Consider the following 9580-nt stretch of genomic DNA (forward strand, 5'->3'; position numbering starts at 1 on the left):
GACATCTCCCACCCCCGCCTCAGCCGCACCGTGCGCGACCTCCTCGCCGCGCTCGGCGACACCTCCGCCGATGTCCGCCTCGTCGCCGGCCCGGAGTGGGCGATGGAGTGATGCCGGCCGAGACGCGCTCACACGTCGCGGCTTTGACCGGCGATCCTCCACTCCCCACCAACCATTGTGAGCGCCGGCCCACCGGTTACAATGGCCGTGGAGCGGTATCCCGACGAATACACGGGAAAGGACAATGCGATGGCGTGCTGGCACGACGCGATGCCGAGGGACGTGGGCAGCCCGGCAGCGACAGCCCAGCGCATGGGAGAGGCCGCAGCCAACTTCCTGGCGAGCCTCACCCCGGAGCAACGCGCGAAAGCGTCCTTCCCCTTCACCCACGATGAGGAACGAACCCGGTGGTTCTACACGCCGAACCCCAGGAATGGCCTCCCGCTCGCGGAGATGGAGCGCAACCAACAGCGGCTTGCCCATCAGCTCCTGGCGACCGGCCTGAGCCGCGCGGGCTACGTCACCGCCTCCACCATCATCGGCCTGGAGACGACGCTCGACCACCTGGAGAGCTGGCAACGACCCGGCCGCGGCCGGGACCCGCTGCTCTACTACGTCAGCATCTTCGGAGAGCCCACCGACCGCGGTGCCTGGGGTTGGCGCTTCGAGGGACACCACCTCTCGCTGAACTACACTATCGTCGACGGCCGGCTGGTCTCCCCGACGCCGACCTTCTTCGGCGCCAACCCGGCCGAGGCGCCCCTGGGCGGCACGGCCTCCTTGCGCCCGCTGGCCGCGGTGGAGGACCTGGCGCGGGAACTGATCCACTTACTCACCGAAGAACAACGCCACGAGGCGGTGATCTCACCCATCGCCCCGCCCGACATCGTGCTCGGCAACCGGCCCAGCGTCGTGGACGGCGCGCTGCCCCTGCCGACGCCGGCCCTCTCCGGCGCACCACTGACCCCTGCACTCCAGGCCGCCGCCGAGCAGGAGTGGCGGGAGATGGGGTTGACCCCGCGCCATCTCGACGCCCTGCGCTACAGCAGCACCCCGCGGGGACTGGCCGCCGGCCGCATGACCGCCGCCCAGCGCGAGATCCTCGGCCTCCTCATCCACGAGTACATCGGCCGCCTCCCGGAGGATGTCGCCATGTTCGAGCTGGCCGAACTCCGGCGCCTCGGGCTGGAGCGCATCCACTTCGCCTGGGCCGGAGACCTCGAACCGCGCCGGCCGCACTACTACCGGCTGCAGGGCCCGCGCTTCGTCGTGGAGTACGACAACACGCAGAACGACGCCAACCACATCCACTCCGTCTGGCGCGACCCCGAAGACGACTTCGGCGCCCAACTCCTCGCCCGCCACTACGCCGACGCCCACTGACCCTGCATCCCTCCCCGCGCACCTCAACACCCCTCTCTCAACGTTGGGAGAGTGGCCGGGGGTGATGGCCGCGCTCGCGGATTGGGCCAGGCGAGGACACCAGCGCTCTTCGGCTGCAGAGTGGGAAGCGGAGTGGGTGGTTGAGGGTCTCTCACCGTGGCACGTGCCTCGAGATGGGAGACATGACGGATCCTACGCCGTGCCACGTGCCCGGGGCTAGAGCCGCCGGGCTAACCAAGAAAGCCGGCTGAAGCCGGCTGGGACGCAGCACGGCTCAGTCCCCGTCGAAACGATAGCCACCGTCAGGCGTGTGCCCGGGGCTAAAGCCGCCGGGCTGAATAAGGATAAGCCCACTGAAGGGGCTGTGATGGCGACATCCAGGCGGATCCGATCCGGCAGCCCGCCATACCCCGCGTCCCCAGCCCGCTTCAGCGGGCTTTTCGTTGTGAGCCCGGGGGTTTACCCCCGGGCACGGAGCGCCACGCACCGACCCGTCATCAGCAGGCGGAGTAGGGGATGACGGGACACGCAATACGCACTACGCATCACGCCCCAAATCCCCGGTGCATCCGCGGACGGCATACGCCTGATTCGTTCGCCGGACCCCATCACCCCGCCAGGGCGACGAGCACGCGGGAGAGGCGTTCCTCTTCCTGGGCGAGGTCGGACACCGGGATGGCCATGACCAGCAGCTCGTCGATGCCGTCGCCGAGCAGCCCGGCGAGCCGCTCCTGCACCCGGGCCTCGTCGCCCCAGACGACCAGGTGGTCCAGTAGGTCATCGCTCACGACCCCGCCCTCTACCGGGAATCCGGCGTCGGCGAACATGGCCGCGTAGAACGGCAGCCGTGCGTACCCACTGACCCGCGGGCGAGCGACCTCCAGCATCTGGTCCCGGTCGGAGGTCATCGCCACCGGGACATGCGCGACCAGTCGGGGTCTGGCCCGCCCCGCGGCCTGCGCGGCCTCCGCCATCGCGGGTGCCGCCGTTTCCCGAAGGTAGTCGGCCGGGCACATCCAGGAGATCGCGCCGTCGGCGAGCTCACCCGCCAGACGGAACGCGTTCGCGCGCAGGGCGGAGATGTAGATCGGCACCTGAGCCGTCTGGCCGGTCTCGAGGTGCACCGAGAAGTAGCGGCCCTCGAAATCCGCAGCGCCGTCCCAGAGCAGCGCGCGCAGGACGGTCAGGTACTCCCGCAGGTGCGCCAGCGGCCGCTCCATCGGGATACCCAGGCTGTTCTCGATCACCGGCCGGTGGCTCGGGCCGATGCCGAGACGGAAGCGCCCGGGTGCCAGTTGCTCCACCGCCAGCGCCTGCGATGCGAGCACCGACGGATGCCGGGGATAGGTCGGCACGACCGCGGTGCCCAACCCGATGCGGCTGGTGCGGACCGCCCCCGCGGCGAAGAAGGTCATCGCGTCGGGCGCCCCGCGCCGGATCGTGGACCACACCATCGGCACGCCGCGGGATTCCGCCCGGACGATCGCCTCCACCGCCTCCGGCACCCGCGTCTTTTCCGTTAGATCCAATCCCACGCGCGGCAGATCCATCACAGTCACCTCCGGTGAGTCATACGTCATGCGTCATTCGTCATCCGTCACCCGCGGGACCCCCCCTCTCCCCTGGTGGGAGAGGGGACCGGGGGTGAGGGGGACGTATGACGCATCACGCATCACGTCTCACGCCTCATACACCGTCTCGCCGCCGATGATGGTCTGGGAGACGCGCACCTCGCCGATCGCCTCGGGCTCGACCGCCCGCGGGTCCTGCTCCAGCACGGCAAAGTCGGCCAGCATCCCCGGCTGAATGCGCCCCTTGCGCCCCTCCTCGAAGGTGGCATACGCCCCCGCCACCGTGTAGAGCGGCAGCGCCTCCTCCACCGTGATCGCCTCTTCCAACGCATACGAGCGGCCCGAGCCCGTCCGCTCCGTCACCGCCGCCTGCACGCTCTTGAGCGGCACGTACGACGACACCGGGCAGTCGGAGGAGAAGACCACCCGGATCCCCGCCTCCAGCAGGCTGCGGAACGGGTAGGTGAGCTGAATCCGCTCCAGCCCCAGGTGCCGGATGAAGCCGTCGCCGTACTCGGTGATGAAGATCGGCTGCGTCACCACCAGCACCCCCAGCCGCGCGATCCGCTCAATCAGGTCGGGCCGCAGGATGCCGCAGTGCTCGATCCGGTGCCGGTGGTCGGCCCGCGGCAGCCGCGCCAGCGCCCGCTCGTAGGCCGTCAGCACCATCTCGATCCCGCGGTCGCCGATGGCATGCACCGCCACCTGGAACCCCGCCTGGTGCGCCTGCCACACGTAGTCGTCGAGCGCCTCCTGCGACATCATCGTCAGCCCCAGGTTGTCCTCCCGCGGGTCCTCCAGGAAGGGCCGGGTCACCGCCGCGGTGCGCCCGATCAGGCTGCCGTCGATGAAGAGCTTGACCGGCCCGACCCGCAGCCGATCATCGCCGAACCCTTGCTTGATCCCCAGCCCGAGCAGGTGCGGCAGCAGGTGTTCACGGATCATCATTGAGGTGCGCAGCTTGAGCGTCCCTTCCCGCACCGCCCGCTGGTAGGCTTCCAGGTGCTCGGGCAACGAGGAGCCGGCATCCTGGCTGGAGGTGATCCCCGCCGCGACATAGGCATCGTTGCAGCGGCGCAGGGCCGCGACGTGGTCCTCGACCGTCGGCGGGGGGATGACGGCGCGCACCAGCTCCTGCGCCGTCTCCTGCAAGAGGCCGGTCGGCTCCCCGTGCTCGTCCCGCACGATATGCCCGCCCTCCGGATCCGGCGTGTCGCGCGTGACGCCGGCCAGGCGCAGCGCCAGCGAGTTGGCGACCGCCATGTGCCCGGAGCCGTTGACCACCATGACCGGGTGCTCGGGGGCGGCGGCGTCGAGGTCGTGGCGGGTGGGGTGGCGGCGCTCCGCCAGCTTGTTGTCGTCGTAGCCCCGCCCCAGGATCCAGGTCCCCGGCGGCACCTGGCGGGCCCGCTCGGTGACGTTGCGCACGATGTCGGCGATCGAGCGGACCTCCGGGTAGCCGGCCGGAACGTGCCCCAGCGCGGTGCCGAAGCCGATCATGTGGTTGTGCGCCTCGTTGAAACCGGGCAGACACACGCGACCGGCCAGGTCCAGCGTGCGATAGCCACGCGGCAGGGCATCTTCGACCAGACGCCGCTGCCCCACCGCCACAATGCGATCCCCGATGACCCCGACCGCCTCCACCTCCGGCTGTGCCGGGTCCATCGTCAGGATCGTCCCATTGGTGATCAACTGCGCTCCCGCCATCAACCTTCTCCGTGCCTTATGCCTAACCCCGAACGTGCAGCTACGTATGACGCATCCCGAGAGGTGTGTCAATGACGGCGGTGCGGAACACGATGAGGCGCGGGAATCGAACCGTCCGGCGCGCAGCGTCGGAAGGGGAGGCGTCGAGAGATGCGCTCGTGAGGAGATCCTTCGCTTCGCTCAGGATGACACCGGTCGCTCAGGTGGTCATGAGCCGATCAGGATGATCCGACCGAGCGCTTACCCGCACTGGAATGCAAGACCGCCCGGCGAGGGTGCGATCAGGGCCACGCCGGGCGGGTGTTGGTCATGTCAGGAGGTAGTCGTGGTCCGTGGCGGCGTCAGGGCAACCCGAAGAGGTCCATCCAGGCGCGCCAGGCGGGCTCGCTCGTGGCCCGCTCGCCCGGCTCGGGCGTCGGAGTCGGGGTTGGCTCCGGCGCGGGTCGCAACCGGAGCAGGATCACCGTCTCGCCGGGGCGGGAGAGGTTGAGGTCACGCCGGGCGATGCGTTCGACGTAGCTCTCGTAGTCGGAGCGGTAGCGCACCAACTGCCAGGCAAGCTCGTCGTGCCGCGCCTGCATCGCCGCCAAGGCTTCCCGGCGGCCGGCGATCTCCGCCTGCAACGCCCGAGCCCGCCACGCCTGCTCACCGAAGGCCACGACGAAGTAGAGCCCGATGGCCAGCACGATCAGCGCGACCACGCGCCCGCGGACGCGCTCGGCGTAGGCCCGGAAGGCGGTCAACCGGTCGCCCACGCCCGCCGGCTCCTCACTTCGTGTCGGCCGATGCATCGGCGCGGGCCACGTCGAGCGGCGGCCGGCGATCGGACCACCCCGCCGCCTGCTCGTAGGCATGCGCCACTCGCAGCACCGTCGCCTCGTCGAACGCCCGGCCGAGCAACTGCAAACTGACCGGCAACCCGTGGGCGAAGCCGCACGGCACCGCCACCCCCGGGATCCCCGCCATGTTCGCCGGAATGGTGAAGATATCGGCCAGGTACATCTGGATCGGGTCGTCCACCCGCTCACCGATCCCGAACGCGACCGTCGGCGAGGTCGGCGTGGCGATCACGTCCACCTTCTCGAACGCTTCGTCGAAGTCGCGCTTGATCAGCGTGCGGACCTTCTGAGCCTTCACGTAGTAGGCGTCATAGTAGCCGGAGCTGAGGGCGTAGGTCCCGAGCATGATCCGGCGCTTGACCTCCGGCCCGAATCCCTGCCCGCGCGTCTGGAGATAGTCTTCGAGCAGGGTGTCCTCCTGGATGCTCAAGCCGTACTTGACGCCGTCGTAGCGCGCCAGGTTGGCGCTGGCCTCAGCCGGGGCGATGATGTAGTACGTCGCCAGCGCATAGCTCGTATGCGGCAGGCTGACCTCGACCAGCTCGGCACCGAGGCGCTCCAGCTCGGCAATGGCGGCCTGCACCACCCGCTCGACTTCCGGGTCGACTCCTTCGACCTGGTACTCGCGCGCGATGCCGATGCGCATCCCGCGGATGTCCTGCCCCAGCGCGTCAAGATAGGACGGGACCGGCAGATCCACCGACGTCGAGTCGTGCGGATCGCGCCCGCTGATCGCCTCCAGCAGCACCGCGGCGTCCGCCACGCTGCGCGCGAACGGCCCGATCTGGTCCAGACTGCTGGCGAAGGCGAGCAGGCCGTAGCGCGAGACGCGACCGTAGGTCGGCTTGACCCCGACCACCCCACAGAAACCGGCCGGCTGCCGGATCGAGCCGCCGGTGTCCGAGCCCAGCGCCAGGATCGCCTCACCCGCCGCGACCGCCGCCGCCGAGCCCCCGCTGCTGCCGCCCGGGACCCGGTTGAGATCCCACGGGTTGCGGGTGACGAAGAACGCCGAGTTCTCGGTCGACGACCCCATGGCGAACTCGTCGGTGTTGGTCTTGCCGACGAAGACCGCACCCTGATCCCGCAGCCGCCGGACGACCGTCGCGTCATAGGGGCTCACGTAGTTGCGCAGGATCTTGGAGGCGGCTGTGGTCGGCGCGTCCACCGTGCAGAGGATGTCCTTGAGCGCGACCGGGATCCCGGTCAGCGCGGTCGCCTCCCCGGCGGCGATGCGCCGGTCCGCCTCCCGCGCCTGGGCGCGGGCCACATCCGCCATAACGGTGATGAAGGCGTGGAGGTGCGGCTCCAGGCGCTCGATCCGCTCCAGGTGCGCCTCGGTCAACTCGACCGCGCTCACTTCGCGGCGATCTAGCCGCCGCCGCGCCTCAATGGCACTCAGATTCGTCAGTTCGGCCGTCACCGTTGCCTCGCTCCCCGGTCCGCCCGCGATCCGCCGGCTTAGGACTCGTCCAGCACCGCGTTGACTTTGAACATGCCGTCCTCGTGCTGCGGCGCGTTGCGCAGGACATCAGCGAGCGGCAGGGACGGCTGGACCTCATCATCCCGCATCACGTTCTGCAGCGCGATCACCTGGGCCGTCGGCGGGATCGCCTCCGTGTCAAGCTCGCGCAGCCGGTTGATGTGCTCCATGATCGAGGAGAGTTGGACGCGCATCCGCTCGCGCTCCTCCGGCTCCAGGCCGAGGCGCGCCAGCATCGCTACATGCTCGACCTCTTCGCGGCTCAGCGTCATTGCTCCATCGCCCCTTCGCATTGGAGACTCGCCACGTCGGTGCCGGCCAGGCACGCTGGCGAGTGTAGCACACGCCGGGTGCCCTCACCACGCCACAGCGTACGGACGCGCTCGAAACGCGCGACCTCCCGCCCGGCCACACCAGAGCGACGACACCCCAACTCGTGCCCGACCAGGCAACCATCGCCTGCCCAAGCCGACCACTTCGTTCATCTTGACGAAGAAGGTTCACTTTCGCATCCTACCCTTGCCTCGTATTGTGTTCTTGGTGTGGGCGTTGCATCCGTGGGAAATCGGATGCGACATGCGTTGAGTGGCGACCTCCACCTCCACGCCCCCGTGTCGACAGCCCCCGACCAAGAATCCGACCCGAGCGATGTCGTGGGTGAAACGGCCCGCGCTTCCAATCCGTCGAAAGGGGGAACCGTCGTGCGCAGGCTAACCAGCGAGGCAGATCTGCAGGCAGCCAGGGAAGCCTTCCACCGCGTGTTCCGGTCGGGGGATCCCTTCACCGCCCCCTTCCAGCCGTGGGTCCAGGGCCGCGCCATCATCTATCCGGTGCTCTACTACCTCAAGCCCGATAAGTACGAGCCCGTCGCCACCGCAGCGCAGCGCCTGGGGGAGACGCTGGCGTATGTCTCGGTCACCGAAACGCATCGAGGCGAAGGGGATAAGTGGGATGACTTTCAGCATTGGGAGGTCGAGCTTGACCCCTATCCATACCATACCCTCACTCAGGACTGGGACTGGGTCCCGATTATGGGGCAGGCGTTGTACTCCGTGAACGGGACATGGGGGGTGCTGACCTCGCCTGCCGTGCTCGGTGGTCCGCCTGCGTTCATGCAGGTCCTGGAAGCGCACTTCAATCTGGAGGAGCAGATCCGCGAGTGCATCGACTATTATGCGGATGAGCACCGGCGCCGGAGACGCAATATCGACTGGTTCGTAGACCTCGTTCAGCATGTCTACGGTCCGGAGAAGGGACGCAGGCTCCTCGCTGAGGCCGGGCTGATCCACTGAAACGCTCTCTCCTAAGATGGGAATGCGAGGTTCACCGGGTTTGGAGTGGGAGCGGTTGAGATCATCGCCCGCTCCGACTCCGGCGGGAGCCGGAACTTCCTGAGCGATGCCCTGGGCTCGACGCTGGCACTGGCGGACGCGAGCGGTACGCTCCAGACCGAGTACACCTACGACCCCTTCGGCGCTACGACCGTCACCGGGGCCGCGAGCACGAACGCCATCCAGTACACCGGCCGAGAGCACGACGAGACGGGCCTCTACTACTACCGTGCGCGCTACTACAGCCCGACCCTGCAGCGCTTCCTCAGCGAGGATTCCCTCGGCTTCGCCGGGGGCGACCTAAACCTCTACGCCTACGTCGGCAATAGCCCGACGAACTTTGCGGATCCAAGCGGCCATGGAAAGACCGACGTGGCAATTTGGCTTGTCAGGAAGGTAGGAGAGCGACTGGAGAAAGTGAGGCCTCTGAGCATGCGTGAGGCGCAGATGGCCCGCCGCCACGAGGCCGACATCTCGGTGCTGGGTCCGGGCGGCAAACGGATAGCCAAGCAAATAGAACGGGGCGTTGACCCTCAACGCAAGTCTATCCACCATAAGCCCCACCGAGAGGGTTATCTCCCTCACTATCAAACGCCCGGGTATACGGGTCATACCTTCTACCGAGATACATATGGCTTCGCTCTTCCGGGTGCGGGACTCGGCGCGATGGTGGGACGGAAAACCGGTATCCCCGTGTTGGGAGGGGTCATCGACTTGATCAATCCGCTGTCGGACCTGGAATTCCTGATCGACCTCTTAGAATATCAGATGCCAAGCTATCAGCCTGGAGATCTGGTAGTGGCATGAAAGGGCGTAGACGTGTCCACGATCAAGTTCAGGGTCCTCCTCGCAGGTGACGGTTTCTATCTGGTGACCGAAGAGCGTCGTTGGCTCCGACGACGGCGTGTCGTCAGTCGTTGCGGATTCTTTACCACGCGGTGGGTCGAAGCGGCGACCACGGTGGAAGCGGCCGAGGTGGCAAAGGCGATGGTGCTGGAGGAGTTGAAGGACCGATCGGACTTTATTGCAAATGGACCGGATCAACCCTGGACCGTGACAGTCGAAGAGGTGACGGAGGACGAGGCTGGCTTCGATGAATTCGGGCCCGGGGCGGGCTTCACCTGGTACGACGACACGGACGGCAACGAGTAGCGGAGAACAGGCCGACACGGGGATAGACACCTACCCCTGTCCCGGCACGTGGCAAGGTTGGCGGGCTGGTCGGTCGCACACGGTGTACTGCGGCTCCTCCGTCTGCATGAAGGC

9 protein-coding genes are annotated in these 9580 nt (G+C 67.9%); 4 read left to right on the forward strand and 5 right to left on the reverse strand.

Translation table 11 applies throughout. The features are described from left to right. Nucleotides 1–249: 249 nt before the first annotated feature. Entirely contained in the window at nucleotides 250–1383 is a 1134-nt protein-coding gene (locus IRZ30_RS12785) for a DUF3500 domain-containing protein (protein WP_294085684.1), read from the forward strand. Between the two features lie 608 nt (nucleotides 1384–1991). Here IRZ30_RS12785 and IRZ30_RS12790 read toward each other — a convergent pair. The 5 genes from IRZ30_RS12790 to gatC form a co-directional block, all read right to left on the reverse strand. Next, nucleotides 1992–2933 (reverse strand): LLM class flavin-dependent oxidoreductase, encoded by a 942-nt coding sequence (locus IRZ30_RS12790; protein WP_294085685.1) that lies wholly within the window; start codon nucleotides 2931–2933, stop codon nucleotides 1992–1994. A 129-nt stretch (nucleotides 2934–3062) separates the two neighbouring features. Further along, the gene (locus tag IRZ30_RS12795; protein WP_294085687.1) at nucleotides 3063–4661 is read right to left on the reverse strand and encodes an amidohydrolase; all 1599 of its coding nucleotides are present in this window, start codon (nucleotides 4659–4661) and stop codon (nucleotides 3063–3065) included. Nucleotides 4662–5002: 341 nt separating this feature from the next. Beyond that, nucleotides 5003–5416, reverse strand: coding sequence for a septum formation initiator family protein (locus IRZ30_RS12800; RefSeq protein ID WP_294085689.1), 414 nt, complete (start codon nucleotides 5414–5416; stop codon nucleotides 5003–5005). Nucleotides 5417–5429: 13 nt separating this feature from the next. After that, complete coding sequence (gatA, locus tag IRZ30_RS12805; protein ID WP_294085691.1) at nucleotides 5430–6923, reverse strand: Asp-tRNA(Asn)/Glu-tRNA(Gln) amidotransferase subunit GatA; 1494 nt, start codon at nucleotides 6921–6923, stop codon at nucleotides 5430–5432. A gap of 38 nt (nucleotides 6924–6961) precedes the next feature. Continuing rightward, complete coding sequence (gene gatC / locus IRZ30_RS12810; RefSeq protein ID WP_294085693.1) at nucleotides 6962–7255, reverse strand: Asp-tRNA(Asn)/Glu-tRNA(Gln) amidotransferase subunit GatC; 294 nt, start codon at nucleotides 7253–7255, stop codon at nucleotides 6962–6964. A gap of 429 nt (nucleotides 7256–7684) precedes the next feature. Here gatC and IRZ30_RS12815 point away from each other — a divergent pair, with 429 nt between their 5' ends. Genes IRZ30_RS12815 through IRZ30_RS12825 form a run of 3 tightly spaced genes read left to right on the forward strand, consistent with a single transcriptional unit; the run spans nucleotide 7685 to nucleotide 9466 of the window. Then, nucleotides 7685–8275, forward strand: coding sequence for a hypothetical protein (locus tag IRZ30_RS12815; protein WP_294085695.1), 591 nt, complete (start codon nucleotides 7685–7687; stop codon nucleotides 8273–8275). Nucleotides 8276–8320: 45 nt separating this feature from the next. Beyond that, on the forward strand, nucleotides 8321–9121 hold the full coding sequence (locus tag IRZ30_RS12820) for an RHS repeat-associated core domain-containing protein (protein WP_294085697.1): 801 nt from the start codon (nucleotides 8321–8323) through the stop codon (nucleotides 9119–9121). A gap of 12 nt (nucleotides 9122–9133) precedes the next feature. Further along, the gene (locus IRZ30_RS12825; RefSeq protein ID WP_294085699.1) at nucleotides 9134–9466 is read left to right on the forward strand and encodes a hypothetical protein; all 333 of its coding nucleotides are present in this window, start codon (nucleotides 9134–9136) and stop codon (nucleotides 9464–9466) included. Nucleotides 9467–9580: the final 114 nt, after the last annotated feature.

This window comes from Sphaerobacter sp., assembly GCF_019683595.1.
Classification (GTDB): domain Bacteria; phylum Chloroflexota; class Chloroflexia; order Thermomicrobiales; family Thermomicrobiaceae; genus Sphaerobacter.